The sequence below is a fragment of the Zoogloea oleivorans genome (assembly GCF_008107625.1).
GTDB lineage: Bacteria > Pseudomonadota > Gammaproteobacteria > Burkholderiales > Rhodocyclaceae > Zoogloea > Zoogloea oleivorans.
In genome coordinates, this window is sequence record NZ_SDKK01000010.1 from 55531 (window position 1) to 81559 (window position 26029).

The 26029-nt window shown below is 64.0% G+C and carries 25 protein-coding genes; 8 read left to right on the top strand and 17 right to left on the bottom strand.

Annotated features, from left to right (window positions below; genetic code table 11):
- The first annotated feature begins 5 nt into the window (after nt 1-5).
- The gene (hpnD, locus tag ETQ85_RS11840) at nt 6-842 is read left to right on the top strand and encodes a presqualene diphosphate synthase HpnD (protein WP_148579276.1); all 837 of its coding nucleotides are present in this window, start codon (nt 6-8) and stop codon (nt 840-842) included.
- Nucleotides 839-2164, top strand: coding sequence for a hydroxysqualene dehydroxylase HpnE (gene hpnE, locus ETQ85_RS11845; protein ID WP_148579277.1), 1326 nt, complete (start codon nt 839-841; stop codon nt 2162-2164). Before hpnD ends, hpnE begins: the two co-directional genes overlap by 4 nt.
- A gap of 29 nt (nt 2165-2193) precedes the next feature.
- On the opposite strand, the gene ETQ85_RS11850 is transcribed toward hpnE, so the two are convergent.
- Both ETQ85_RS11850 and guaB read right to left on the bottom strand, forming a co-directional pair.
- Nucleotides 2194-2913 (bottom strand): ABC transporter ATP-binding protein, encoded by a 720-nt coding sequence (locus tag ETQ85_RS11850; protein ID WP_148579278.1) that lies wholly within the window; start codon nt 2911-2913, stop codon nt 2194-2196.
- Nucleotides 2914-3007: 94 nt separating this feature from the next.
- Nucleotides 3008-4468, bottom strand: a complete 1461-nt coding sequence (gene guaB / locus ETQ85_RS11855) for an IMP dehydrogenase (protein ID WP_148579279.1) — start codon at nt 4466-4468, stop codon at nt 3008-3010.
- Nucleotides 4469-4549: 81 nt separating this feature from the next.
- On the opposite strand from guaB, the gene ETQ85_RS11860 reads away from it, so the two are divergent.
- Nucleotides 4550-5005: a DUF4124 domain-containing protein gene (locus ETQ85_RS11860; RefSeq protein WP_148579280.1), complete on the top strand. Its 456-nt coding sequence runs from the start codon at nt 4550-4552 to the stop codon at nt 5003-5005.
- A 13-nt stretch (nt 5006-5018) separates the two neighbouring features.
- Here ETQ85_RS11860 and ETQ85_RS11865 read toward each other — a convergent pair whose 3' ends face one another.
- Entirely contained in the window at nt 5019-5348 is a 330-nt protein-coding gene (locus ETQ85_RS11865) for an RnfH family protein (protein WP_148579281.1), read from the bottom strand.
- A 1-nt stretch (nt 5349) separates the two neighbouring features.
- On the bottom strand, nt 5350-5787 hold the full coding sequence (locus ETQ85_RS11870; protein ID WP_148579282.1) for a type II toxin-antitoxin system RatA family toxin: 438 nt from the start codon (nt 5785-5787) through the stop codon (nt 5350-5352).
- Nucleotides 5788-5854: 67 nt separating this feature from the next.
- Between ETQ85_RS11870 and smpB the strand changes: the two genes are divergently transcribed.
- Nucleotides 5855-6301 (top strand): SsrA-binding protein SmpB, encoded by a 447-nt coding sequence (smpB, locus tag ETQ85_RS11875; RefSeq protein WP_148579393.1) that lies wholly within the window; start codon nt 5855-5857, stop codon nt 6299-6301.
- A gap of 18 nt (nt 6302-6319) precedes the next feature.
- Here smpB and ETQ85_RS11880 read toward each other — a convergent pair whose 3' ends face one another.
- From ETQ85_RS11880 to ETQ85_RS11890, 3 genes are all read right to left on the bottom strand, one after another.
- The gene (locus tag ETQ85_RS11880; RefSeq protein WP_222862144.1) at nt 6320-7249 is read right to left on the bottom strand and encodes a tetratricopeptide repeat protein; all 930 of its coding nucleotides are present in this window, start codon (nt 7247-7249) and stop codon (nt 6320-6322) included.
- Nucleotides 7250-7395: 146 nt separating this feature from the next.
- Complete coding sequence (locus tag ETQ85_RS11885; RefSeq protein WP_148579283.1) at nt 7396-7689, bottom strand: 4a-hydroxytetrahydrobiopterin dehydratase; 294 nt, start codon at nt 7687-7689, stop codon at nt 7396-7398.
- 20 nt (nt 7690-7709) lie between these two features.
- A complete protein-coding gene (locus ETQ85_RS11890) occupies nt 7710-11330 on the bottom strand; it encodes a DUF748 domain-containing protein (protein ID WP_148579284.1) in 3621 nt (1206 codons plus the stop codon).
- A 165-nt stretch (nt 11331-11495) separates the two neighbouring features.
- Here ETQ85_RS11890 and ETQ85_RS11895 point away from each other — a divergent pair, with 165 nt between their 5' ends.
- The gene (locus ETQ85_RS11895) at nt 11496-12719 is read left to right on the top strand and encodes a BaiN/RdsA family NAD(P)/FAD-dependent oxidoreductase (RefSeq protein WP_148579285.1); all 1224 of its coding nucleotides are present in this window, start codon (nt 11496-11498) and stop codon (nt 12717-12719) included.
- A 65-nt stretch (nt 12720-12784) separates the two neighbouring features.
- On the opposite strand, the gene ppa is transcribed toward ETQ85_RS11895, so the two are convergent.
- The 6 genes from ppa to hemN form a co-directional block, all read right to left on the bottom strand.
- A complete protein-coding gene (ppa, locus tag ETQ85_RS11900; protein ID WP_148579286.1) occupies nt 12785-13312 on the bottom strand; it encodes an inorganic diphosphatase in 528 nt (175 codons plus the stop codon).
- Nucleotides 13313-13402: 90 nt separating this feature from the next.
- Nucleotides 13403-13609, bottom strand: a complete 207-nt coding sequence (locus ETQ85_RS11905; protein WP_148579287.1) for a heavy-metal-associated domain-containing protein — start codon at nt 13607-13609, stop codon at nt 13403-13405.
- 20 nt (nt 13610-13629) lie between these two features.
- Nucleotides 13630-15822: a heavy metal translocating P-type ATPase gene (locus ETQ85_RS11910; RefSeq protein ID WP_342781958.1), complete on the bottom strand. Its 2193-nt coding sequence runs from the start codon at nt 15820-15822 to the stop codon at nt 13630-13632.
- A gap of 13 nt (nt 15823-15835) precedes the next feature.
- Nucleotides 15836-16261, bottom strand: a complete 426-nt coding sequence (locus tag ETQ85_RS11915) for a universal stress protein (protein ID WP_148579289.1) — start codon at nt 16259-16261, stop codon at nt 15836-15838.
- A 30-nt stretch (nt 16262-16291) separates the two neighbouring features.
- Nucleotides 16292-16999, bottom strand: a complete 708-nt coding sequence (locus tag ETQ85_RS11920) for a sulfite exporter TauE/SafE family protein (protein WP_148579290.1) — start codon at nt 16997-16999, stop codon at nt 16292-16294.
- 100 nt (nt 17000-17099) lie between these two features.
- Nucleotides 17100-18494, bottom strand: coding sequence for an oxygen-independent coproporphyrinogen III oxidase (gene hemN / locus ETQ85_RS11925; protein WP_148579291.1), 1395 nt, complete (start codon nt 18492-18494; stop codon nt 17100-17102).
- A gap of 121 nt (nt 18495-18615) precedes the next feature.
- Between hemN and fnr the strand changes: the two genes are divergently transcribed.
- Nucleotides 18616-19350, top strand: coding sequence for a fumarate/nitrate reduction transcriptional regulator Fnr (gene fnr, locus ETQ85_RS11930; protein WP_148579292.1), 735 nt, complete (start codon nt 18616-18618; stop codon nt 19348-19350).
- An 18-nt stretch (nt 19351-19368) separates the two neighbouring features.
- On the opposite strand, the gene ETQ85_RS11935 is transcribed toward fnr, so the two are convergent.
- The 4 genes from ETQ85_RS11935 to ETQ85_RS11950 all read right to left on the bottom strand — a co-directional run bounded on the left by ETQ85_RS11935 (nt 19369) and on the right by ETQ85_RS11950 (nt 23404).
- Nucleotides 19369-19755: a SirB2 family protein gene (locus ETQ85_RS11935; RefSeq protein ID WP_148579293.1), complete on the bottom strand. Its 387-nt coding sequence runs from the start codon at nt 19753-19755 to the stop codon at nt 19369-19371.
- A gap of 74 nt (nt 19756-19829) precedes the next feature.
- Nucleotides 19830-20570 (bottom strand): oxygen-binding di-iron domain-containing protein, encoded by a 741-nt coding sequence (locus ETQ85_RS11940; RefSeq protein ID WP_148579294.1) that lies wholly within the window; start codon nt 20568-20570, stop codon nt 19830-19832.
- A gap of 6 nt (nt 20571-20576) precedes the next feature.
- Nucleotides 20577-21200: a chemotaxis protein gene (locus ETQ85_RS11945; protein WP_148579295.1), complete on the bottom strand. Its 624-nt coding sequence runs from the start codon at nt 21198-21200 to the stop codon at nt 20577-20579.
- 134 nt (nt 21201-21334) lie between these two features.
- Nucleotides 21335-23404, bottom strand: a complete 2070-nt coding sequence (locus tag ETQ85_RS11950) for a hypothetical protein (protein ID WP_187394685.1) — start codon at nt 23402-23404, stop codon at nt 21335-21337.
- 245 nt (nt 23405-23649) lie between these two features.
- Between ETQ85_RS11950 and ETQ85_RS11955 the strand changes: the two genes are divergently transcribed.
- Together ETQ85_RS11955 and ETQ85_RS11960 are read left to right on the top strand one after the other, a co-directional pair.
- Nucleotides 23650-25206: a TolC family protein gene (locus tag ETQ85_RS11955; RefSeq protein WP_148579297.1), complete on the top strand. Its 1557-nt coding sequence runs from the start codon at nt 23650-23652 to the stop codon at nt 25204-25206.
- Nucleotides 25203-25985 (top strand): efflux RND transporter periplasmic adaptor subunit, encoded by a 783-nt coding sequence (locus ETQ85_RS11960; RefSeq protein ID WP_148579298.1) that lies wholly within the window; start codon nt 25203-25205, stop codon nt 25983-25985. Before ETQ85_RS11955 ends, ETQ85_RS11960 begins: the two co-directional genes overlap by 4 nt.
- The last annotated feature ends 44 nt before the right edge of the window (nt 25986-26029 follow it).

The following is a 26029-nucleotide window of genomic DNA, read 5'->3' on the forward strand; positions in this document are numbered from 1 at the left end:
CCCCCATGACCGATCCGCACGCCTATTGCCAGGAGAAAGCCGCCAGCAGCGGCTCCAGCTTCTACTACAGCTTCATGTTCCTGCCCCCCGAGCGGCGCCAGGCGATCACCGCCCTGTACGCCTTCTGCCGTGAAGTGGACGACGTGGTCGATGAATGCCACGACGTGCAGATCGCCCAGACCAAGCTCGACTGGTGGCGCAATCAGGTCAAGCAGGTCTTTGACGGCGAGCCGCAACACCCCGTCGGCCAGGCCCTGAAGGACATCAGCGGGCGCTTCAACCTGCCCCGCGAGCAACTGCTCGAAATCATCGACGGCATGCAGATGGACCTGATGCAGACCCGCTACCTCGACTGGAAGGCGCTCAATCTGTACTGCTACCGCGTCGCCAGCGTGGTCGGCCTGCTGTCGGCCGAAATCTTCGGCTACCAGAACCGCCAGACCCTCAAGTACGCCCACGACCTGGGCCTCGCCTTCCAGCTCACCAACATCATCCGCGACGTGGGCGAGGACGCCCGGCGGGGCCGCATCTACCTGCCCATCGACGAGATGCAGCGCTTCAACGTGCCGGCCAAGCAAATCCTCGAAGCCCGCTACGACGACAACTTCCGTCAGCTGATGGCCTTCCAGGCCACACGCGCCCGTCAGCTCTACGACCAGGCCTTTGCCCAGCTCCCCGCCGAAGACCGCAAGGCCCAGCGCCCCGGCCTGATCATGGCCGCCATCTACCGCACCCTGCTCGACGAGATCGAAGCCGACGGCTTTCAGGTCCTCGACCGGCGCACCTCTCTCACCCCGCTGCGCAAGATCTGGATCGCCGGGAAAACCTGGTTCAAGGGATGAGCGAGACCCCGCAGGTCGCCATCGTCGGCGGCGGCTACGCCGGCTTTTCGGCGGCCGTAACGCTGGCCCGTGGCGGCGCCCGGGTCACGCTCTTCGAATCGTCGCGCACCCTCGGCGGCCGCGCCCGGGTGGTAGACAAATACGGTATCGGGCTCGACAACGGCCAGCACATCCTGCTGGGCGCCTACACCGAAACCCTGCGCATGCTGCGCCTGGTCGGCGTCAAACCCTCGGTACTCGAAACCCGGCGCCTCGCACTGGTCTATCCCGGCCACTGTGAACTGCGCACCGCGCCGCTGCCGGCCCCGCTGCATCTGGCCATCGGCCTGCTGCGCGCCAAGGGCCTCGACTGGCGCGACAAGCTCGCCATGGCGCGACTGATGCGCCAGCTCAAACGCACCCGCTTCCGCGTCGAGCCCGACCGCCCCGTCGCAGCCCTGCTCGCCGACAGCGCCCAGACCGACAAGCTCATCCGCCTGATCTGGGAGCCCCTGTGCGTGGCCGCGCTGAACACCCCGGTGGCACAAGCCTCGGCCCAGGTGTTCGCCCATGTGCTGCGCGACAGCCTCACCGCCGGCGCATCGGCCTCCGACATGCTGCTGCCACGGCTCGACCTGTCGGAACTCTTCCCGGTCCCGGCCTCCCGCTGGCTGGCCATGCGCGGACACACGGTGCGCACCGCCGAGCCGGTCAAGGCCATTCTTCGCTACGAACACGGCGACGGCTACCGGCTGGATGGCGACCCGTGGGAGAGCATCTACGACCACGTGGTGATCGCCACCGCCCCCTATCACGTGGCCCCGCTGGTCGAATCCCTGCCCGCCATGGCGCCGGTGGTGGCGCAAATCGGCCAGCTCAAACACGAGCCGATTGTTACCGCGTGGCTGGCCTTTGATGGAGCAGTGAAGTTTCCGGAGCCGATGATCGGCATGACCGGTGGCTATGGCCAGTGGGTCTTCGACCGGACCGCCCTCGGCGGACCGGAAGGTCTGGTCGGCGTAGTCATCAGTGCCAGCGGCGCCCACCAGGACATCGCGAAGGAAGCCCTTGAGATCGCCCTGCTGCAGGAATTGCAGGCGGTGCTCGGCCCGCTGCCTCCGCTCCTGTGGTCGCAGATCATCACCGAGAAGCGGGCTACCTTCGCATGCACGCCGGGCCTTGTCCGGCCGAAGACACTCACGCCCGAAGCCGGCCTGTGGCTGGCCGGCGACTATGTGGCGTCGGAGTACCCGGCGACAATCGAATCCGCCGTGCGCAGCGGCGTCATTGCCGGCCGCAGCATCCTGAAGCGCTGCGGGCTGAAGGAACAGTTTTTCCCGTAAGTCGGACCGAAGCCCGACCTACGGTGGTATCAGTTGGTCACCAGGCGCCCGGCCGACAAGCGCAGGGTGCGTCCGCAGCGGGCGGCCAGGGCGTTGTCGTGGGTCACCAGCACAAGGGTTGTGCCGGATTCGACGTTGAGGGAGAACATCAACTCGATCACCGCCTCGCCGGTTGCCACATCGAGATTGCCGGTCGGCTCGTCGGCCAGCACCAGCGCCGGTTTCGGCGCAAAGGCACGGGCCACGGCGACACGCTGCTGCTCGCCGCCGGAGAGCTGACGCGGGTAATGCCCCAGACGGGCAGCCAGGCCAACACGCCCGAGCCAGGCCTCCGCCTCCTGCCGCGCATCCCGACGCCCGGCCAGTTCCAGCGGCAACATCACGTTTTCCAGCGCAGTGAGGGCCGGCAGCAGCTGGAAAGACTGGAACACGAAACCCACGCAGGCCCCGCGCAGCGCCGCACGACCATCTTCATCGAGGGCAAAAAGATCTTGTCCGCGGATGCATACCGAGCCGCTGCTCGGCGCATCCAGCCCGGCCAGCAGGCCGAGGAGCGTGGACTTGCCGGAGCCGGACGCACCGACGATGGCCACCGCCTCGCCGGCCATGATCCGGAAGGACACCTTGTCGAGAATACGCAATTCGCTGCCGCCGTCGGACGTCACCGCACGGCACAGCTCACTGACCTCCAGCACCGGCGCAAGGGCCGCCGCAGTGGAGGACGAATCGGATCGGGTTCTGTTCAGCATGGAAAGGTGGAGTCGATTTGCGTCGATAGGTTCAGGCCGCCCACGAAAAAGGGCAGCCCAAAGGCTGCCCTGGCGAACCACAGCGGAACAATGATTATTCCACGTGGTAGTTCGGCGCTTCCTTGGTGATCTGCACGTCGTGGACGTGAGACTCGCGGATGCCGGCCGAAGTGATCTCGACAAACTCGGCGCGGGAGCGCATGTCATCGATGGTGCCGCAACCCACGTAACCCATGGAGGCGCGCAGGCCGCCCATCAGCTGGTGAATCACCGCAGTCACCGCGCCCTTGTAGGGCACACGGCCTTCGATACCTTCCGGCACCAGCTTGTCCACGTTGCCGTCGTTCTCCTGGAAGTAACGGTCGGCAGCGCCCTGCTGCATGGCCCCGAGGGAACCCATGCCGCGATAGGACTTGTACGAACGGCCCTGGAACAGCACCGTTTCGCCCGGCGCTTCCTCGGTGCCGGCGAACAGACCGCCGAGCATCACCACGTTGGCACCGGCCGCGATGGCCTTGGAGATGTCGCCCGAGTAGCGGATGCCGCCGTCGGCAATCAGCGGCACGCCGCTGCCGGCGAGGGCCGTTGCGACGTTATCGACCGCCGTGATCTGGGGCACGCCCACACCGGCAACGATACGCGTGGTGCAGATGGAGCCCGGGCCGATACCGACCTTGACGCCGTCAGCACCGGCCTGCACCAGCGCCAGCGCGGCAGAGGCGGTGGCGATGTTGCCGCCGATGACCTCAACCTGCGGGAAGTTCTTCTTGACCCAGCTCACGCGGTCGAGCACGCCCTGCGAGTGACCATGGGCAGTATCGACAACGATCACGTCCACACCGGCCTCGGCCAGCAACTCGGCCCGCTCTTCGGTCCCCACGCCAACGCCGATGGCCGCACCGACACGCAGACGACCGAGATCGTCCTTGGCGGCCAGCGGGTGCTCGGTGGACTTCATCATGTCCTTGACGGTGATGAGCCCGGCCAGTTCGCCCGCATCATTCAGCACCAGCACACGCTCAAGACGATGCTTGTGCATCAGCTCCCGGGCTTCGTCCAGGCTCGCACCTTCCTTGACGGTAACCAGGCGAGCCTTGGGCGTCATGATGGCGGAAACAGGCTGATCGAGATTGGTCTCGAAGCGGGTGTCGCGGTTGGTGACAATGCCGATCACCTTGCCGTTATCCACCACCGGCAGGCCGGAGAACTTGTGGGTACGGGTAAGGATGAGCACCTCGCGAACCGTCATGGTCGGCGGGATGATGATCGGATCCTTGAGAATGCCCGATTCGAAGCGCTTTACCTTGGCCACTTCTGCGGCCTGCTGTTGCGGGGTCAGGTTCTTGTGAACGATCCCGATCCCGCCTTCCTGGGCGAGCGCAATGGCAAGGCGCGCTTCAGTCACTGTGTCCATTGCAGCGGACACCAGGGGGATATTCAGGGTAATGTTGCGCGTGAGTTTCGTCTGGAGGCTGACGTCGCGCGGGAGAACGCTCGAATGGGCGGGGATGAGAAGGACATCGTCAAACGTCAGCGCCTTCTGAATCACTCGCATAGCTTTAATCCCTTGAATCAAATCCGTATTATACGTAGCTTGCCGCTCACCGGCAAAAGCTTTGTCCTACCGGAGTCCCCAATGTTCCACAAGCTTCTCGTTGTACTGCTGGTTTGCGCCGGCCAGACGGCCTTTGCACAGAGTATCTACAGCTGGAAGGATGCCAGCGGCCAGGTCCATTATTCGGATACGCCGCCGCCCGACGGCAAGGCACGCACCGTCAAGCAGCCGACCCTGGCCCCCGGCAAGACCGCCCCTACCGACAACGCCCAGCCGAGCTATGTCGACAAGGAACTGGCCTTCCGCAAGCGCCTCGCCGAAAAAACCGAAGCCGAGGAAAAAGCCCGCAAGGACAAGGCCGACAGCGAACAGCGCCAGCGCGAATGCAGCGCATCAAAGCAGCACCTTGCGGGCCTCGAAAGCGGCCAGCGGGTTGTCCGTTTCAACGAAGCCGGCGAACGCATCTTCATGGATGACGACGAGCGCGCAGCCGAAATCGAACGCACCCGCAAGGCAGTCGAGCGCATCTGCAAGTAGGCGTATCCCGCACTCAGGCGGCGGAATCCTCGCCCGTCCCGCCACCCTTCTTCATCACCTTGCCCTCTTCGGCCCGTTTGCGCCGGACCTCCTTCGGGTCGGCAATCAGCGGGCGATAGATTTCGATCCGGTCCTTGTCGCGCAAGACAGTATCGGCCTTCACCAGCTTGGCGAACACGCCGAGTTTGTTGGTCTTGGCCAGATCGATCTCCGGGTGCTTCTGGAGCAGCCCCGAGGCATCGATGGCCCGCTGCACGGTGCAGCCTTCAGGCATCTTCAAACGCACGATCTCCTGGCGATCCCTGAGGGCGTAGCAAACTTCCACGTTGATCGAATCGGACATTTCAGCTCTTGACGTAGATTTGCGCAGCGCGCTTGACGAAGGAGTCGACGAAGGTGTTGGCGATATGGCTGAACACCGGCCCGACAGCCTTCTCGATGAGGCGGCTGGAAAATTCGTAATGCAGGTTGAACTCGACCTTGCAGGCCGCCTCGCCCAGTGGCGTAAAATCCCAGCTTCCGTCCAGATGCGTGAATGGCCCGTCGGTCAGCCGGATGTGCATGTGGCCGGGATAGCGCTTTTCGTTCTCGGTGCTGAAGTGGGACTTGATCCCGTGGTAGTTGATATGGAGGGTCGCCTTGGTCACCTTCTCGTCGCGGCCATGCACCTCACTGCCACCGCACCACGGAAGAAACCTGGGGTAATCCTCGCAGCGGTCCACCAGCTCAAACATCTGGGCCGGGGTGAACTCGATCAGGACAATTTTCTTGACGGCTGCCATCGGAGCGCTAGCGGAGTACCGACCTGTTAAAATGCGCGATTTTACGCGTCCGTTCGAGCCTACGCCAATGAGCATCATCGACAACCGCAAGGCCTTCCACGATTATTTCATCGAGGACAAGTACGAAGCCGGCCTGGTGCTGGAGGGATGGGAGGTAAAGGGCATCCGCGCCGGGCGCGCCAACATCAAGGAAGCCTACGTGGTGATTCGCGGCGCCGAGATCTTCATCGTCGGCATGCACATCACGCCGCTGGAGTCCGCCTCGACCCACATCACGCCCGACCCGACCCGCACCCGCAAGCTGCTGCTGCACGCGGAAGAGATCGCCAAGCTGATCGGCAAGGTGGAACGGGCCGGCTATGCGCTGATCCCGCTCGACCTGCATTATGTAAAAGGGCGCGTGAAAATCAGCGTCGGCCTTGCCAAGGGCAAGAAACAGTACGACAAGCGCGAAACCGAGAAGGAACGCGACTGGGACCGGGAAAAGGCACGCCTGGTCCGCTCCAAGGGCTGAGCGCCCCGCTGCGGCCCCTTACTCGAGTTCGCCCAGCGCCCACTCCACGTCGAGGCGCTCCAGCGCGTCGGCCGGCTGACAGGCCGCCGCTTCACCAAAAATCTCGTGGGCCCTCCCCGAATGCGCATGGCCAAAGGCCAGCTGGGTGGAGCGGGCGTATTCGGCCAGCACCACCGGCGACTGGGGATGCAGGCCCCGGGCGGCCTCGAAGTGATCCACCACCGCCTCCTTGCGCGCGCCGTAGGTCAGGGCCGCGACCATCCCGCCAACCTTGTCGATCACCTCTGCGTGATAGACCCCCAGTCCGACATGGGCATCCGCATGCCCTGGATTCAGCTGGATGACCCTGTGCAGGCTGTCCCGCACCTTGCCACCCAAACCCTGGGCCAGCGCTTTCACCACCGAGATGTTCTGGCTGTAGCGCCCAAGTGCCAGCCCGTAAACGTACCAGGCGTTGATCCAGTTGGGCGCCAGTTGAACCAGCGCGGCACACGACTCCACGGTATCCCGCAGGATGGCCAGCCGGCGCACCTCGTCTTCTTCGAGATGAGACGCATAGACCGCCGCCGCACGGGCCGCAACCACCATGCCGACCGGCCCGGCGGCGAGGCCATAATCGACCGCATCGGCAAAATCACCGGCATGATAGGCCCGCCAGGCATCCTCGATGAGCGCAACGATGGCTGCCAGATCCGGTGCATGGGGCATCAGTTCAGGGTTGGTACCCAACAGCTCGGCCAGGCTGTCGGTCGTCGGATACGGCTCCAGGTCGCCCCGATGGAGGCGCGCCCAGTTGCTTGACAGTGCCGTCCCGCCGTAGCGGTAGATCCGGTCGCCATAGGGGAAACGTTTCCAGGTAGTTCTGTTCGCGCCCTGCCCTTCTTCGGCAGAGTTCGCTTGCTCACGCGAGCGTCGGCGGGCAGCGTTCCAGTCAAACGTCAGGTGCATCGGCGGTGATCTCCTTCGGGTTGTCAGGCTTGCTCTTATCGATTTCAAAACAATGCCGAAATCGTCGAAAACTACAGACCCGAAGGGCGAAGGTTAGCACCGTCACCGCAGACAATCATGTCGCAGTGCCGCAAACCCGAACGGAATCAGGCCGCCGCCCGGCTCATGAAACGGGCAAGCTGAACATCCAGCTCCGTCACACCACCGGCATCATGGGTCGTCAGGGTCACGTCCACCCGGTTGTAAACGTTGAACCACTCAGGATGATGGTCAAGCTTCTCGGCCATCAAGGCCACCTGCGTCATCCAGCCAAAAGCGGCGTTGAAATCGGCAAAGCGGAATTGCCTGGTAAGGGCATCGCGCCCGGGCACTACCTGCCAGCCGTCCAGGGTGGCAAGCGCGGCCTGACGCTGCGCATCATCGAGTTTTGCAGGTCTCATTCCTGTCTCCTGAAAATCCATCAACGCAGGGAGAAATCCACCCTGCTCGTCTTGGCTCTGGTCTCCTTGCCATCAGCCCCCTCACGGGACGCCAGCACAAAGATGCGCTCGGCCGGAACATGGCCTTTGTCGAGAAGCCAGTTCTTCACCGCCAGCGCCCGCTGCTGGGCCAGGAGGCGCAGATCGTCGTCGCTGACGAGCGTGTTGGCCAGCATCAGCTTCTCCATCTCGGCCACTGGCAGATCCTTGGTCAGACCGACCAGATTGCGTGGCTTGGGGAATTTCTCGTCCCGGTAAACCCGGGTCAGCAAGGGCGGATATTCGGCGGCATCGATGCGCACGCGTCCGTCATCGGCAAGAGACTCGCCCTTTCTGGCCATGTCCTTGATCTTCAGGGCCTCCACCTTGCTGAGCATCACCGCATGCTTCAGACCTTCCCGATCGTTTTCCGGATCGATCCGGCCGGCGATGTCGAGCGTCAGGCCGGTCTTCTCGTTCATGGCCCTGGCGATAGCGCTCAGTTTGGTCTCGGCTCCTTCGGCAAGACGCGAGAAGCCGGCATCGAACTCCAGCCAGGCCAGCTCCTCGCTATTGCCACCGAACACCGAACCGAGCAGCGCAAACGGCGAAGTGATGGCCTTGCCGATGAGATTGACGATCACCTTGAAAACAATCCCGCCAATGCTGAACTCGGGATCGTCCAGCGAACCGCCGACGGGCAGATTGAGATCAATCTCGCCCCGGCTGTTCTTGAGCAGGGACACCGCCAGCAGCACCGGCAGCTTGAGGGCGTTCGGGCTGTCCACTTTCTCGCCGAAGGTCAGCTGGTCGAGGAAGACCTGATTGGTCGCCGTCAGCTTGCGGTCTTCGATCTTGTAAGCAAGCGTCGCCGACAGCTTGCCCTTGTCGATCCCGTAGCCCACGTATTTGGCGGCGTAGGTCGACACGCCGGAGAGTTCGAAATCCTTTACTGAAGCCGTGATGTCGAGGGCCTTGTCCTGCCGGAAGGGGTTGAGTTTGCCGACCACCTCCACCGGCGCCGCGTTGTCCACCTTGCCGCGCAGATCCAGCTCGGCAATGGTGTTCGGATCGGAAGACAGACCGGTGAGCCGCCCACCCATGCCGGTCAGGTTGGCGTCGTAGTTGGGCTTGATGAAGCGGTCGCTGTAGGCGATGTTGCCGCCCTGCAGGGTGATGCGTTTGATCAGGATGGGCGGCGCGGGCGGGGCCTTGCCGCCGTTCTCCGGCGTGGCCGCAACCTGCTGGTCCTTTGCCTCCCTGGCCTGCTGGGCGGTGATCTCGCGGATGTTGAGCCCGCCCTGGGCATCGAGAATCAGCCGGGTATAGAAATCAGCCAGGGCAATCTCGTCGATGCTTACCGCCAGCGGCGCCAGGCGGATATCCAGGCCGCCGAAGTAGAGGGATTTCCACTTCAGAAAATCGGCGGCATTGAGCTTGTCCACCGACGCAAAGTCGCCCACCGTGAAGTTGCCCCTGAAGCCGCCCTTCATGCCACCGGCGGCGGGCAGCTCGAAAGCCAGCTTGCCGCGCGACGTCACGTTGCCGCGGGTAATGGCGATCTTCACCTTTTCAGTCACATAAGGCTGGAGCATGGCCAGGTCCACCGCCTTCAGGTCCACATCCAGGTTGCCCGCCAGTGGCGCCAGACCCAGCGTGCCGCCGATGCCGAACTTGCCGCGCTTGTTTACCACGGCCTGCAGATCGAGCTTCGCCTTGCTGCCCCTGGCTGTCGACAGCCCCTCCATCTTCAGGCTCAGGGGTTCGGCATTGAGGACGACAGCGGGTAACAGGGTGCGGTCTTCCACCCGCACGCCCCAGTCGTCGAGGGCAATGCGCCTGACGTCCACCTGCCAGTCCGGGCCGACGGCTTTCGCTGCCGGCTTCGCTCTGCCGACGCCCTTGCGAGCCACTGCAGCGGAAGTGCCAGCAAGGCCCGGGTCGCGGGCAGCGATCTTCTGGACATTGAACAACCCGCCCTTGTCCCGCACCAGGGCGATCCGCGTGGCCTTGCCGATGATCTCGCCCACCGTCACGCGGCGGCTGACGGTTTCCACCTCGGCATCCCGTACTTCGAGCAGGCCGACCCTGGCCAGTTGGCTGCTCTCACCCTTCAGCTTCACACCCAGATCCGACACGGCCAGCGACTCGGCCTTGATCTTCACCTTCGGATCGTCCGCCTCCAGGGAGAATTCGTAACCGAGCTTCGCATCCACCTTGCCGCTGAGCACCTCCGCCTGCGTCAGGGCCCCCACGTAATAAGGCTTCAGCGCCGGCACATCCACCTGCCTGGCCACCAGTGTGCCGACAAGCTTGAGCGGCGCAATGGCCAGCGTTCCGTTGTGCGCATAGCTTTCGCCGGAGTCGGTATTGAAGTCGACATCCAGGCTTGCCGGCGCGCCCCCCGGGAGGCTCAATTTGCGCAGGGAAATGTTCAGGTCCTGCAGTTCTTTCCGGTAAACACCCGTGGGCAAGTCGTCGCGCAGATGGATACGGCCGCCGCTCAGCGTGAACTCACCGAGATTCACCGCAAAAGGCTTTCCCTTGTCGCCAGCATCGACAGGCACGCCGTCCTGCTTCACCGCGCGGGCATCCCGGGTCAGCGCCGGAATCAGCGCGCGCAGGCTGATCTGACTGTCCCGACCGCGGACCGCGATGATTTCCGGCTTGTCGAGGGTGACTGTCCCAAGGGTCAGTTCCTGCGCAAAAGGTGCCAGCTTGTCGATACCGATCCGCAGCGCCGACAACTTGATCGCCGGACTGCCATCAGCGTGCTGGATCTCCACGCCATCGAGTCCGACACTTCCCTTGGCCGTCACGTCGGGAGCCTTGCCGACAGGCTGGGCAAAAGTCACCTCCAGGTCGGACGACAGGCGCGCACCGGGCAGGCGGAAGGTTTTCTCGCCTGGCAGGTAATCCACATAGCGGGTCAAGTCGAAACCGTCAAACTTGAGGTGCACGACCGACTCGCGGGTCGCCGAGAAGGGCCGGGCCTTGCCGTGAATGTCGACGGGCGTGTCGTTCACCTTCATCACCAGCAGGGGCTCGACGAAAGTCTCCACTTGCGAAGGCTGGTTGGAGACAAAAGGCACCCCCAGGTCGAGATCGGAAATAACGTGCTTTTTGCCGACGGGCCGGTCATCGAAGTCGATGCGGCCCTTTTCGATGCGGATGTTGTGAATCGCAAAATGACTCTTCGAACCGTCGTCCGGCTTGTTGAGGATTTCGTCGATCAGATCCGACCAGTTGTAGCGCGGCCCTTCCAGATGAACCACGTTCAGCGTCGGCTCGACGAGCTTGACCTCCTCGACGACAATGCCGCCGCGCAACAGGGACTCGGCTGCCACGTTGGCGTAAAGGGACGCGAAGCTGACGGCAGTCGCCCCGCCCTCCCGCTCAAGCATGCGGAAACCGCGCACTTCGGCAGACAGGGCGTAGGGGTTGATCGACACCCCCTCGATCGTCACCGGCCGATGCAGCGCCTCGCTCAGCGCTGATTCGGCCAGCGACTTGACCAGCGGCGGTGCGATGAAAAAGCCCGCCACGCCGATCAGCGCAAAAACACCCGCGCCCCACAGTGCCCACTTTGCCGGACGTCCGCCGACGTGCACTTTCCGCACCATTGTTTCGTGTCCCTTGTTCTCCGCACAGGCCGTGCGGGCGAGCTTTTCAGTATCAGCCAAGCCTAGCAGGGGAAGTGCGCTCTGCAAATGCAGTAGTGCGCGAAGTTTGCCGTATCGCAAGCCTCGGTCTATCCTCCCGGCCCACTCCTGCAAGCCCGGCTCCCCATGAACATCCCCGCCAAGACTTCCCACTTCGACGTCATCGTGATCGGCGCCGGTGCCGCCGGCATGATGTGCGCGGCCCAGGCCGGCCAGCGCGGACGCAAGGTGCTGATCCTCGACCACGCCGCCAAGCTCGCCGAGAAGATCCGCATCTCGGGCGGCGGCCGGTGCAACTTCACCAACCTGGACGTGACGGTCGCCCACTACCTGTCGCGCAACCCGCAGTTCTGCCGCTCGGCCCTGGCCCGCTTCACGCCCGCACACTTTCTCGACATGATGGCCCGCTACGCCATCCCCTGGCACGAGCGCGAACATGGTCAGTTGTTCTGTGACGACTCGGCCCAGGACATCATCGACATGCTGCGCAGCGAATGCGAAAACGGCCAGGTGAGCTGGGCGATGCCGTGCAAGCTGGAATCGGTCAGCGCCGGCAGTGCGGCCGGCGAGCGCTTCATCCTCGACACCAGCCACGGCCGCTTCAGCTGCGAAAGTCTGGTGATCGCCACTGGCGGGCTGTCGATTCCGAAGATCGGCGCCTCGCCGCTGGGCTACCGCATCGCCGAACAGTTCGGCCTCCCGGTTGTCGCCCCCAAGCCGGCCCTGGTGCCGCTGACCCTCGCGCCGGAAGAGCTGGAAATCTACAAGGAACTGGCCGGCATGGCCTTCGACGCCGTGGCCGAATGCGGAGCCGGGCGCTTCCGCGAAAACCTGCTGTTCACCCACCGGGGCCTGTCCGGGCCGGTGATCCTGCAAGCCTCGTCCTACTGGCAGGCCCGTGATTACGGGGGCGATGACGGCGGCAGCCAGGTGACGGTGAATCTCTTCCCGGCCGAAGACGTACGCCAGTGGCTCATCGAACGGGCGCGCAGCAAGACCCTCCTCGGCAACCTGCTTACCGAGCGCCTGCCCAAGCGCTTCGCCCACGCCTGGTGCGACCAGCGCGACTGGAACAAGCCGACCAACCAGTTCAACGCCAAAGAACTCGACGCCATCGCCGACGCCCTGTCGGGCTGGACAATCACACCCAACGGCACCCTCGGCTATGCCAAGGCCGAAGTCACCCTCGGTGGCGTGGACACGCGGGAACTGTCATCCAAAACAATGGAAGCCCGCAAAGTAGCGGGCCTGTATTTCGTCGGCGAGGTGATGGACGTCACCGGCCACCTCGGCGGCTACAACTTCCAGTGGGCCTGGGCGTCGGGCCATGCGGCCGGCCAGGCGGTCTGATCCGGCCCCTGAAATAAACAAGGCCCGCACACGGCGGGCCTTGCTCGGCAAAAATCGCTTGCGACTTACTTGGCGGCAGCAGCCAGGCCGTTCACGATTTCCTGCTTGGCTTCTTCCACGGTGCCCCAGCCCAGGATCTTGACCCACTTGCCCGGCTCCAGATCCTTGTAGTGCTCGAAGAAATGCACGGTCTGCTTCATCAGCAGTTCCGGCAGATCGTCGGTGGTCTGGACCTTGTCGTACAGCGGGGTCAGCTTGGAGACGGGCACGGCCACAACCTTGGCGTCCACACCGCCGTCATCTTCCATCTTCAGCACGCCAACCGGGCGGCAGCGGATGACCACGCCCGGAGCGAGCGGGAAGGGGGTGACGACCAGCACGTCCACCGGATCGCCATCGCCGGCAACGGTGTGCGGCACGTAGCCGTAGTTGATCGGGTAGCGCATGGAGGTGCCCATGAAGCGGTCGACGAAAATCGCGCCGCTATCCTTGTCCACCTCGAACTTGATCGGATCGCCCTGAGCGGAGATCTCGATGATCACGTTGATGTCGTTCGGAACGTCCTTGCCAGCCTTGACCTGATCGAAACCCATATCACTACCTCCCGTTATTAGATGTAAGACAGCTGTCCATTATAAGTGAGCCTTGTGACTATCGGATAAACCCTTATGACGGAAAAGCGCTCAGGCAGCGTCGAAGCCGCAGTCTTCCACCACCGTGCGCAAGGCATTGGCCGACACCCGCGCCGGATCGTAGCTGACCCGCGCCTCGCCCTGTTCCAGCGACACCGCCACACTGGTCACGCCCGGCGTGCCCGACAGCGCACCGGTCAGGTTCTTCACACAGCCCTGGCAGCTCATACCAAGCACCTTGATCACCACATCTTCCATCGCATCGTCCTTTCAGAAAATCATTTGCGGCCTGCTCGCCAGCGTCGCAACAGCAGCGAGTTGCTGACGACCGACACCGAGCTCATGGCCATCGCCGCCCCGGCGATCACCGGGTTGAGCAGGCCGAAAGCCGCTGCCGGAATGCCCAGAATGTTGTAGATGAAGGCAAAGAACAGATTCTGGCGGATCTTGCCGAGCGTCGCCCGCGACAGGGAAATCGCATCCGCCACACTGTTCAGGTCGTTGCGCACCAGGGTCAGGTCGGCCGCCTCAATGGCCACGTCCGAGCCGGCGCCAATGGCGAAGGAGACATCCGCCGCCGCCAGCGCCGGCGCATCGTTGATGCCGTCGCCGACCATGCCAACCAGGCCCTCGCCACGCAGGGCCTCGACCGCCGCCGCCTTCTCGCCGGGCAAAACCTGGGCACGGAATTCGCTGATGCCAGCCTCGCCCGCAATCCGCGCTGCGGCCGCCGGATGGTCGCCGGTCAGCATCACCACGCGCACCCCAAGGGCCTGCAGGCGTGCCACCGCGGCCTTCGACGTCGTGCGCAGTGGATCGGCGACACCCAGCGCGCCGAGGGCCCGACCATCGACGGCGACGCCCACCGGCGTCAGCGCGGCAACGAGGAGCGGCGCCAGCAGATCATCGGGCAGCGGCACGCCCTGCTCCGCCAGAAAGTCCGGCGAGCCGACCAGCACCGGCCGGCCACTCACTCGCCCGCTGACACCCTTGCCCCCCACCGCCTGGGCGCCCTCCGGCATCACGGGTTCAAGGCCGGCGGCCCGCGTGGCCGCCACAACCGCCTGCGCCAGCGGATGATGGCTCGCCTGTTCCAGGCTCGCCGCCAGCAACAGCATCTCGTCGCGACTCACGCCAGCCGCCGTGCGTACGTCCAGCACCGCCGGACGCCCTTCGGTCAGCGTCCCGGTTTTGTCCACCACCAGCACCTTGATCTTTTCGGCCAGCTCCAGTGCCTCGGCGTTCTTGACGAGGATGCCCGCGCGGGCGCCCTGCCCGGTCCCGACCATCACCGCCGTGGGCGTCGCCAGGCCCAGTGCACAAGGACAGGCGATGACCAGCACCGCCACCGCATTGACCAGTGCCGGCGCCAGTTCGCCGCCCAACCACCACCAGCCGAGAAAGGTCAGCAGCGCGATGAGCACCACCACCGGCACAAAGATTGCGGCGATGCGGTCGGCCAGGCGCTGCACCGCCGGCTTGCCGCCCTGCGCCTGCTCCACCAACCGCACGATGCCGGCCAGCAGCGTATCGGCACCGACGCCGGTGGCCCGGCAGCGCAAGACCCCATCGCCATTCACCGTCGCGGCAAAAACCTTGTCGCCCGTCGCCTTCGCCACTGGCACACTCTCGCCGGTCAGCATGGCCTCGTCGGCCGACGACTCGCCGCTCAACACCTCGCCATCGACCGGCACCGCATCCCCCGGTCGCAGCACAAAAATCATTCCGGCCAGCACCTGGGCCACCGGCATTTCGACCAGTTGGCCGTCCTGCTCGATCTGCGCCGTCGGCGGCTGCAGGCGCAGCAGGGCTTCAATGGCAGCCGACGTGCGGGCCCGCGCCCGGGCCTCCAGCAGCTTGCCCAAGAGAACCAGCGTGATGATGCTCGCCGAGGCTTCGAAATAGACGTGCAGGTCGTGGCGATCGAGGAGCACCACGGCGAGACTGAAGAAATAGGCCACGCTGGTCCCAAGAGCCACCAGCACATCCATGTTGGCCCCACCGCCGCGCAGGGACGACCAGGCGCCCTGGTAGAAACGCCGTCCGATCCAGAACTGGACCGGCGTGGCCAGCAGGCACTGCAACCAGCGCGGCAGCCATTCGGCATGGTGGGCAAAGGCATTCATGCCCCCACTCAGCATGTCGACCATCTGGGCCAGAAAAGGTAGGCTCAGGATCGCCGAAATCCAGAACAGACGCAGCTCGGCGGCGAACTCGGCCTCCTTGCGGGCGTTCTCTGCTTCACGATCGCGAGCGATGCGGGGGGTGGCGGTGAATCCAGCCTTTGCCACCGCGGCAACAATGGCAGCCTGGTCGGCCAACTCCGGCGCATAGCGGACCCGCGCGGTCTCGGCCGCAAAATTGACGTTGGCCTCAACGCCCGGCAGGCGGTTCAAAACCTTCTCGATACGGGCCGCACAGGCCGCGCAACTCATGCCGCCAAGACTCAGCTCAAGCGTCTGGGGTGCCACCGGGGAATCCATCTCATCCAACCAGCAGAACGGGCACTGCAGAGCGTTGCAGCACCCTGGTCGCCACCGAGCCGAGGATCAGATCGGCCACCACACTGCGGCCGTGACGACCCAGGCAGATGTAATCGCAACCCAGTTCATCGGCCAGTTTGACCACCACGTCGGCCGGATGACCCACGTGAAGATGGCGTACCACATCCAGCCCGGCCGCCTGCAGCTGCGTCACGGCAGCCTTCAGCACATCCTCGCCTTCATCCCGATAGTAGGCATCCAGGGCCTCCCTGCTCACATGACGAGTCGCAAAATCCACCGGGATCGGCGGATGGACATACAGCACATGCACCTCGGGCGGCAACGTCAGCTCACCGGCCAGCGCAATCACCTGCGCTGCTGCACGCAAGGACACGGGGGAGTCATCAACCGCCAGCAGGATCTTCATGTTTGTCAGCCTCACCAAGGAATGGCCGGGTCAAAAGTGGCAGACCACACCACTCCACAGCTTGCTGCCCAGGGACGGGGCCGTCACCAACCCGAACACACCAAAGGCCAGCACTATCAGTCCAGACCCCGTCCGGATCACCCGGTTCCGTACCACGTCGCGCAAACGCTTGAGGAGCATGCCAGCCAGCATCAGATTGGGCAGGGTACCGAGGCCAAAAGCCAGCATCAGGGCCGCGCCCCGCTCCGCCGCGCCGGTCACCAGCGCCGTCGCCAGCACGCTGTACACCAGGCCACAGGGCAGGAAGCCCCACAGCATGCCGAGAGGAAAGGCCTGCGCCACAGTACGGGCCGGCAGGAAGCGTTTCGTGTGCGGCTGGATGCGCGACCACAGCCGATGACCGAGGCGCTCGACGCCGGACAGGGCACGGGTAAAACCGGTGAGGTACAGCCCCAGCGCGACCAGCATCAGGTTGGCCGCCACGTACAGGCCCATCTGAATCGGCAGGATGTCGTTAAAGAGCATCCCTACCGTGCCAATGGCGCCCATCGCCGCGCCGGCCAGCGTGTAGCTGGAAATACGCCCCAGGTTGTAAGCCAGGTGCAGCGGCCACTCGCGACGCTTCTCGCCGGGCATCTGCACGGTCAGGGCGCTGACGATCCCGCCGCACATGCCGACACAATGGGTTCCGCCGAGAAGGCCGATCAGGAAAACTGCGAGGTAGCCGGTTTCGGGCATTGTTCCAACCTGCAAAAACAAAACGCCCCGCGGAAGCGCGGGGCGCGTGAATTACCGCTTCGGTTGCCATTCTAGCCCGCAGCCGGCCGGGCTGGCAGGCTCAGATCACCTTGGAGTAACGGGTACGCTCCCGGTCAGCCCGCAGATACTTGTCGAAAACCATCGCAATGGCCCGCACCAGCATGCGGCCGGCCGGCCGCACGGAGATCCACTGATCATCGATGGTCAGCAGACCACCCTTCTCCATCTCGCGCAAATCGGCGAGTTCCGCCGCAAAATACTTCTTGAAGTCGATCAGGTGAGCGATCTCGATGGATTCGATCGACAGCTCGAAGTGACACATCAGGGCCTGGATGATGGCCCGGCGCAGCAGATCGTCCGGCGTCAGCTCGATGCCGCGCAGCACTGGCAACCGACCGGTATCGAGGATGTCGTAGTACTCGTCGAGCGTCTTGACGTTCTGGGCGTAGGTCGGACCGACCTTGCCGATGGCCGACACGCCGAACGCCAGCAGATCGCACTCGGCGTAGGTCGAGTAGCCCTGGAAGTTGCGGTGCAGGCGTCCTTGCCGCTGGGCCGTGGTGAGTTCGTCGGTCGGCTTGGCGAAGTGGTCCATGCCGATGTAGACATAGCCAGCCTCGGTCAGGCGGCGGATCGCCAGCTGCATGATCTGCAGCTTGGTTTCGCCGGACGGCAACTGGGCGTCGACGATACGGCGCTGCGGCTTGAACAGGCTTGGCAGGTGCGCGTAGTTGTAAATGGACAGGCGATCGGGCGACAGGGCCAGGATCTGCTCGAGGGTCCGGTTGAAGCTGATCACATTTTGCTTGGGCAGACCGTAGATCAGGTCCACACTCACCGACTTGAAGCCGTGGGCACGGGCCGCATCGATAACGAGCTTGGTTTCTTCCTCGCTCTGGACACGATTCACTGCCTTTTGCACATCCGGGTTGAAATCCTGGATGCCGACACTCATGCGGTTGAAACCCAGTTCGCCCAGCAGGGCCACCGTGGCTTCATCCACCTTGCGCGGATCGACCTCAATGGAGTACTCGCCGTCCGGCACGAGGGTGAAGTGCTTGCGCACGATCCCCATCAGTTGGCGGAGTTCGTCGTGGGACAGGAAGGTGGGGGTGCCGCCGCCCAGGTGCAGTTGCAATACTTCCCGCGGACCATCAAGGCTGGCCGCCTGCAATTCAACCTCTTTTTCGAGGTAAGTCAGATACTTGGCTGAACGCCCGTGATCCTTGGTGATGATCTTGTTGCAGGCGCAGTAGTAGCAGATCGTATTGCAGAAGGGGATGTGGAAGTATAATGAAAGAGGTTTGCCAATCCCGCCGACGGTACGCCTCCCCAGCCAGTCGCAGAGGGCTTCGGAGTTGAAAGCCTCAACGAAGCGATCCGCAGTGGGATACGACGTGTACCGGGGCCCATTCACATCAAACTTGCGAATGAGCTCGGGATCGAATATCAGGTCTTTTTGAGTCGTGTTCATGGGTGGTACTTCTGTTGGTTGCACGAGACAATCGCAGAATCACCCCGAAATCGTATTGACGTGGATCAAAGGGCTCCAAACGTTGGTATAACCCTACAAGTTCAGGTGATTGCACGTGCAGATGAAATCGGTAATTCCGGTGACGGTGGTTGAGATCAAGGCGGCCTGCTCCCAATGTAACCTGCGGGAGCTCTGCCTGCCTTTCGGCCTGGATCCCAGGGAAGTCAATCAGCTCGACGAGCTCGTCGGCAGCCGCCGCAAGATCAAGCGGCAGCAGCACCTCTATCGCTCGGGCGATGGTTTCGAAGCCATCTACGCGATCCGTGCCGGCTCCTTCAAGACCGACGTGATCCTTGAGGACGGCCGCGACCAGGTGACGGGCTTCCAGATGACCGGCGAAGTCCTCGGCCTCGACGGCATCAGCACGGAACATCACTCCTGCAATGCCATCGCCCTCGAAGACAGCGAAGTCTGCGTGATCCCGTTCAGCCGGCTGGAGGAGCTTTCCCGCCAGGTGGAAAGCCTGCAGCACCAGTTCCACAAGATCATGAGCCGCGAGATCGTGCGCGACCATGGCGTGATGATGCTGCTCGGCTCGATGCGCGCCGAAGAGCGTCTGGCGGCCTTTCTGCTCAACATGTCGCAGCGCTTCACCGTGCGGGGCTTCTCCCCGTCTGAGTTCCACCTGCGCATGACCCGCGACGAAATCGGCTCCTACCTCGGCCTCAAGCTCGAGACCGTCTCCCGCGCCTTCTCCCGCTTTCAGGAAGAAGGCCTGGTCGCCGTGCAACAGAAACACATCCGCATCCTCGACACGCCGGGTCTCAAGCGCCTGCTGAACCACCACAGCCCCTGAAAGACGCTGGCCCGGGCATCACACCCAGGCCAGCCACCCGAGCGGATTCTTGCTCAACGCCACCGACACAATGTAGGCCAGGGTAGCCAGCGCACCGACGAAGGCAGCCACCCTCACGCCCTTCGGGCGCGCTGGCCGCAGGGCTACGGCACCGAGGCCGATGTAGGTGAGCAGCCCGAGCACCTTGGCCGTCAACCAGCCATGCACGAAGGGATACTGCTCCGCCATCACCGCCAGGCCGATGGCGCTGGCGAGCAGGCAGGAATCAACGATATGGGGAAGGATGCGGGTCAGTCGCGCACGCAGGCGCGGCGACCCCGTAATCGACCACCAGCCGCGCAGAGCGAAGCCGGTGCCGCTGAGAATCACGCAGGTGATGTGAAAGTGCTTGAGAGCCAGATACATGTCGCCTCGAAAACCGGATTTTCCGCGGCGACAGCCTGAACAAACGCCGGCCCCGCGGATGCAGGGCCCTCACTTTATCCGCGCAGCACGCCGACTTCCAGCGCCGCGAACCAGTTGATGAAGCGCTGCACATCGGCGCCCCGGTAGATGGCCCCGTGCTGGGGCACCATCATGTCGATGTCGAGTCGGGAAACCCGCTCGCACCAATCGCGCTTGGCCCGGTCGGACCCCATCCAGCGCTTGTGAAAGCCCTCTGCATGACGAATGTGGCGCGAGAAATCCTCCACGTACAGGTCGTTGTGATCGGAAGGCAGCAAGGCCGCACCCACGTCGCCGGAGAAGAGGATTTTTGCCTTCGGATCGTACAGATGGAAATTGCCCGACGAATGCAGGTAATGGGCCGGAATGGCCTGCAGCTCGAGTCCGCCCAGACGGATGGTCATGCCCGGATCGGGGATCGTGATGAAGGTCGAATCCTGACCGCCGAAATGCGGCAAAAAGGATTGCCACAGCCAGCTCGTGTAGCACTTCAGGTCCGGCTTGAACTCCAGCCACAGGGCCAGCGACGAGATGATGTCCGGATCCTGGTGGGACGCGAAGATGCCGGCCAGCCGGGTCGGATCGCATTCGGCCGACAGCGCCGAAAACACCGCCGGAAAAATCTCGATGCCACCCGGGTCGCACAGCAGGGCTTCTTCACCATGAACAACCACGTATTCATTGGTGTCGATGATGTAGCCCGGCTTGGTCGGGTCACGGGCAATCGCCAGCCAGCGGTGGGTGTCGTCCTGATAGATACAGTGGGCCTGCTTCATGGGTTCCTAATCCTTTACAAGACGTTCCTTGCCGAGCACTTCCAGTGAGCGCTTGATTTGAGCGATCACCTCCGCGAAATCTGTCGAAACCTGCATCAGCGCCGGGCTGAACCCCCCGCCGTAAGCCGCCTCGATCTTGGCCGAGCGGGCCAGCACACCGCCCAGTTCGACCAGTTGCTGGGTCTCCTCCACCGCGGCCCGCAGGCGCATGTCGAGGGTTCGCAGCTTGGCCTGTTGTTCAGCGAGCCGCGTGGCACCGCGCTTGCGCGCGTCCTTCACGCCCGGCACGCCGTCACCGCTGAGGCGGATCGCCGCCGCCAGAATGGCCGAGTTGCGCTGCTGCTGGACGACGCCGGTGACGCTGCCGACCGAACCGGACGTCATGTCGCGCAAGGAAGCCATGTGGCGGGTCAGATCCTGTGCAAAGCGGCGCAATTCATTGGACAGCACCCCGAAACCCAGCGCGGCATTGCCAGCCCGTTTGGCCAGAAATATGGCATTGAGGGCCATCAGGTTGATGCGGAAGGCCGTCGCAACGATAGCCTTGATCTCTTCATTGACCAGCACGATGCGCGCAAGCTCACCGCGGTTGGTTGAAGTGAAATTCAGATTTCGTTCTGGCGCGTTCATGCTGGGCTTTCGAAAGCAGCGTTGCGGGCTCGTCGATCTGTGAGCAAAGCCGGTTGCTGGTCTGAAAGGACTTTCGGCCGGCCGCCGTTGTGGGATTAACGGCGGCCGACCGACAAGCTTGAGTCTGCAGCCATTCAGGCTGCGACGCGACGCGGAGGCCGGATGAAATCCAGCGGATGGGTGCGCAGACGCAGCCACAGGCGCCGACGCAGCTCGCGCAGATCATTGCGCGGCAGGTCGTAGGCGCGCACGGCGGTCATCAACGACAGGGCAAAACTGACCCCCAGGTTGAGCACGAACATCACCGCCACCCCGAGCAGCGCCAGCGACAGCAGCCCGGTGCCAATCCACGGCAACTCCAGCGAGGACGTGGCAAGACTGAGGATGCCGGAATTGAGCGTGACGTGACGCACATCGAGGGGCAGGCCGAAGAACTTGCCGAGAATCGGCGTCATGCCGAGCATCAGGCCCAGGGAAATGTTGGTGGCCCAGCCCGACATGTTGCGGGACACGATGCCCGCCAGGCGGATCATGCGCATCTGCCCGAAACGATTGCCGAGCCGGTGCTCGGCAATCGCCTGGGGCAGGCGGTGATAGACAGCCCAGTTATCCACCCAGCCACCGATCAGGGCCGCCAGGTACAGGATGCAGCCAGTGAGCGCAGCATAAAAGACGGTACCGCTATCCACCGGACTGAGGGCCTTGAAGACGTAGGTCGCCTCCGCCGTGGTCAGGAAGGCGTGCCCCGTCATCCAGTGCCAGGCGGCATCGAAGGCGTAGGCGCCAGTCGCCACCACCGCCACGTTGGCGATCGTGGCGGCCAGCTGGGAGTGACAGATGCTGGCCGCGTAGTCGACGATCACGTCGAGGCGTTCGTTGCCCTTGCGGTCGCGGATGATCGCGGCAAAGGCCGCTGCGGTCATGGCCGGTTGCTTGGTGGCGAGGATCAGCCCGAAGGCCTGCAGAAAGAGAAAGCTGATCGCGTAATTGAGCCCCGAACCGAAACCTTCGAGGAACATCGCCAGACCGGCACCGGCAATCGCCATCTTGATTGCCGCGGTGGCCACCGTCATCAGCCCACCGCCGGCGGCGGCGATCCAGATGTGGCGGTAATCCTGGGGTGTCTCGGCGATGTAGTGCTCGCCGGTCTTGCCGGCCCGATCCACGATGCGACGCTGCAGGCGCTGCAGGTTGCTGCGCACCAGGTGGCGCAGGCTGGTGCTTTTGTGGGCGGCATGGGCGAGTTGCTGCAACAGCAGCAACACCGGCCCGGGCGTGCCGGGCTCCGCGCTCATGACCCCGACGATGGTCTCCATGCGGGTCAGGCAGCGGTCGAGTACGTCGAGCCCATACACGATATCGACGCTGATGCCTTCCGACTCCAGGCGCGTGGAAATCAGATGCATCTCTTCGCGGCAGGCGGCCAGATCGGCCTCCCAGGCTTCCAGCAACTGCCCCGCCAGACGCCCCTGCTCCCACGCACAGAGCAGGTTTTCGCCACTGTTGGCAAGGCACTTGAAGGGCGAACGGGCAACCGGCCCGGTCTGGCTGCGCGCCCGCAGCTTGAGGGACAAGCCCTGCCCCTGGACTCGCGCCAGCAGCAGACGAAAGCCATCGGCCATAGAGCGTGCCAGGGCATCGTTCATGACCGGCTCGCCGGGCGGAAAGAACACCTCGACCGCTCGCTGGAAGGTTGACGGCTGCAAACCGCGTATCAGCGTCAGATCCTTGTCCCGCTGGTAGCTGCGGCTCATCAGGTGGCCAAGGTCGTGGTCGTCCCGCGGTGACGGAATCAGTTTCGACGTCAGACGATCGCCGAATTCGGACAGAAAGCCCCGGTCGCTGGGAATCCCCACTTCGCCAAACAGGTTGGCGCCGTCGGTTTCGTTGAGGATGGCATACAGCGCCTGACGAACGGCGTCAGCCAGGTGAGGATGGGCAGCCAGCACATCCATCAGCACGGCAAAACGCTGGGTGGCCGAACCATGTACATCGGCCGAGTCGATATACACATCGTTCCACAGGGCCCCGCCCGAAAGCCAGCCGGTCAAGGCGCGCCATGCATCGAGACGGTCGGGCAGATCGTCGGCGGCAATCAGCGCACGCAGGCGGTCGGCGAGCCTGGGAAGATCGCGCTGGCTCTGGCGCTGGGGCGGGAGTGCTTCATGGATGCACGCAAGCAGTGCTTCGGCGGAGGGAGTCAAAGTATTCTGCATAGGTGAAGTATGACGCGAAGCGGTCATTTTGGTTCGGAGAGCAAGGTGGATGCAACCCGTCGCAGCATTACATTTCAGCCCGATATAAGCGCGCACACGGCGCCCCAATTTGGGCTAAAGAAACATCCCACCTCAGCCGATATACCCTCGGTATTTTTTGACACTTGTATTTCCAGCCATCGTGCCGCCCTGTCGACGAGGCCTTTTTTCACACTTTTAAAACAGACGCTGCCATGACCAGGACACCTGAGCCCAGGAAACATCGCCTTCCCCTTATTTCTGCGCTCCTGGCCACCGTGGCCTTGGGCAGCGGCTGCGCCATTACTCCCAAGCCCCTCGGCAGCGAGGATGTACGACAGGCAGCCAGCGCCGACACCTCCCGCAGCCGGGCCGAAACACCCGCCCTCGCCGGACCGCTGACCCTGTCCGAGGCCGTCGCGCGCGGCCTGAAATACAACCTTGAGCACCGCATGCGCCTGATGGAGCAGACCTACTCCCTCGGCCAGCTCGACGTGGCCCGCTTCGACCTGCTGCCGCGCCTTACCGCCGGCGCCGAATACAATTCCCGCGACCGCTACAACGTCGCCCGCGCGGTGGACTCGGTTACCGGCCAGCCCTCCCTCGCCAATCCCTATATTTCGTCCGACAAGTCCCACACGATGACCGAATTCGGCATCGCCTGGAATGTGCTCGACTTCGGCCTGAGCTACTACAACGCCACGCAGCAGGCCGACCGGGTGCTGATCGCCACCGAGCGCCGCCGCAAGGCCACCCACCAGCTCATCCAGACCATCCGGGCCACCTACTGGCGCGCCATCAGCGCCCAGAAGCTGCGCAGCGAAGTCCGCGAAACCCTCGTCGAGGCCGAAGACGCCCTGAAGAAAGCCGAGACGCTGGAGGCCGAACGCCTCAAATCCCCATCCGAAGCCCTGCGCTACCAGCGCGCCCTGCTTGAAAACCTGCGCACCCTCGAAAGCGTTGAACAGGAACTGTCCCTGGCCCGCGTCGAACTGGCCGGTCTGCTCAACCTGCCGCCGGGCGAGGAATACACCCTCGTCGAACCCGCCGGCGACCTGGGCATGAACGCCGTCGCGGTGCCCGCCGAGCGCCTGGAAGAAATTGCCATCGGCAACAACGCCGACCTGCGCGAGCAGCACTACAACGTGCGCATCGCCGCCGCCGAAACCCGCAAGAGCCTGCTCAAGCTGCTCCCCGGCGTGAGCTTCAACTATGGTTACCGGGGCGATACCAACAGCTACCTGATCAACAACGACTGGCGCGAAGGCGGCGTCCGCGTCAGCTGGAACCTCTTCAACCTGCTATCGGCGCCAGCAGTCCAGGATCTCGCCGAAAAAGGCGAGCAGCTCACGGAGTTCCGCCGCATGGCCGTGCAGATGGCGGTCGTCACCCAGGTGCACCTGGCACTGCACCAGTTCGAGGGCGCCCGCCTGCAGTTCCGCCGGGCCGACAACATCTGGGGCGTAGACAACCGCATGCTCAAGCTGGCCACCGCCACCGCGTCTGCCGAGAAAGACGGGCGCCTTTACCAGATCTCCAGCCGCACAGCCGCCATCCTGTCCCTGCTGCGCCGCTACCAGGCGCTCTCCAACATGCACGCGGCCTCCGGCAAATTGCAAACCACCCTTGGCCTGGAGCCCAACGTGGGAAGTATCAGCGAAACCTCCCTGGAAGAGCTGACCCGGGTGATGGACGAATCCCTGCGCAACTGGCAGGACTTCAAGCAGCCCGAAACTGTCGCGGCCGGCCCGCAGGAAGGCGCCACGAAATGAAGGCTCCGTTGTGCACAGCCAGCCTGATGCTGGCGGTCGCCGCCTCGTCGGCGCTCGCCCAGGCCCCAGCCGCCCGGCCGGTGGCCGGCAAGCCCGCGCCCCTGTCGATTGAACAACAGGACATCCGCGCCCAGCTCGCGCCGCGCAACTACACCACGCTGGCCGCCGAGATCGGCGCCAAAGTCAGCCGCATCAGCGTCAAGCCGGGCCAGGCCTTCAAGGCCGGCCAGGTGCTGGTGAGCCTCGACTGCTCGCTGCAGACCGCCCAGCGCGCCCGCGCCCAGGCCGAACTGGACGGCGCCCAGAAAACCCACGCTGTGAACAAGCGCATGCAGGAACTGGAAGCCGTCGGCAAACTGGAATACGCCACGTCCGAACAAGCCGCACTGAAGGCCCGCGCCGAACTCGACTTCGCCAATGCCACCCTGGCCAAGTGCCGCATCACAGCCCCCTTCTCGGGGCGCGTCGCCGAGCAGAAAGCGCGCGAGCAGCAATTCGTGCAGGCCGGCCAGCCCCTCCTCGAAATCCTCGACGACAGCAGCCTCGACCTGGACTTCATCGTGCCGTCCAAGTGGCTTGCCTGGCTGAAGGTCGGCCAGACCTTCAAGGTTGCCATCGACGAAAACGGCCAGACCTACCCGGCCAGGGTGACCCGCCTCGGCGCCCGCATCGACCCGGTCAGCCAGTCCGTCACCGTCGCCGCCGTAATCGACGGCAGCTTCCCCGAACTCATCGCCGGCATGAGCGGTCGTGTCCTGCTCGCCCAGCCCGCCCGCTGACCTTCCGCCAAATCCGAATTCCGAATACCGCCAGGAGTGCGTTT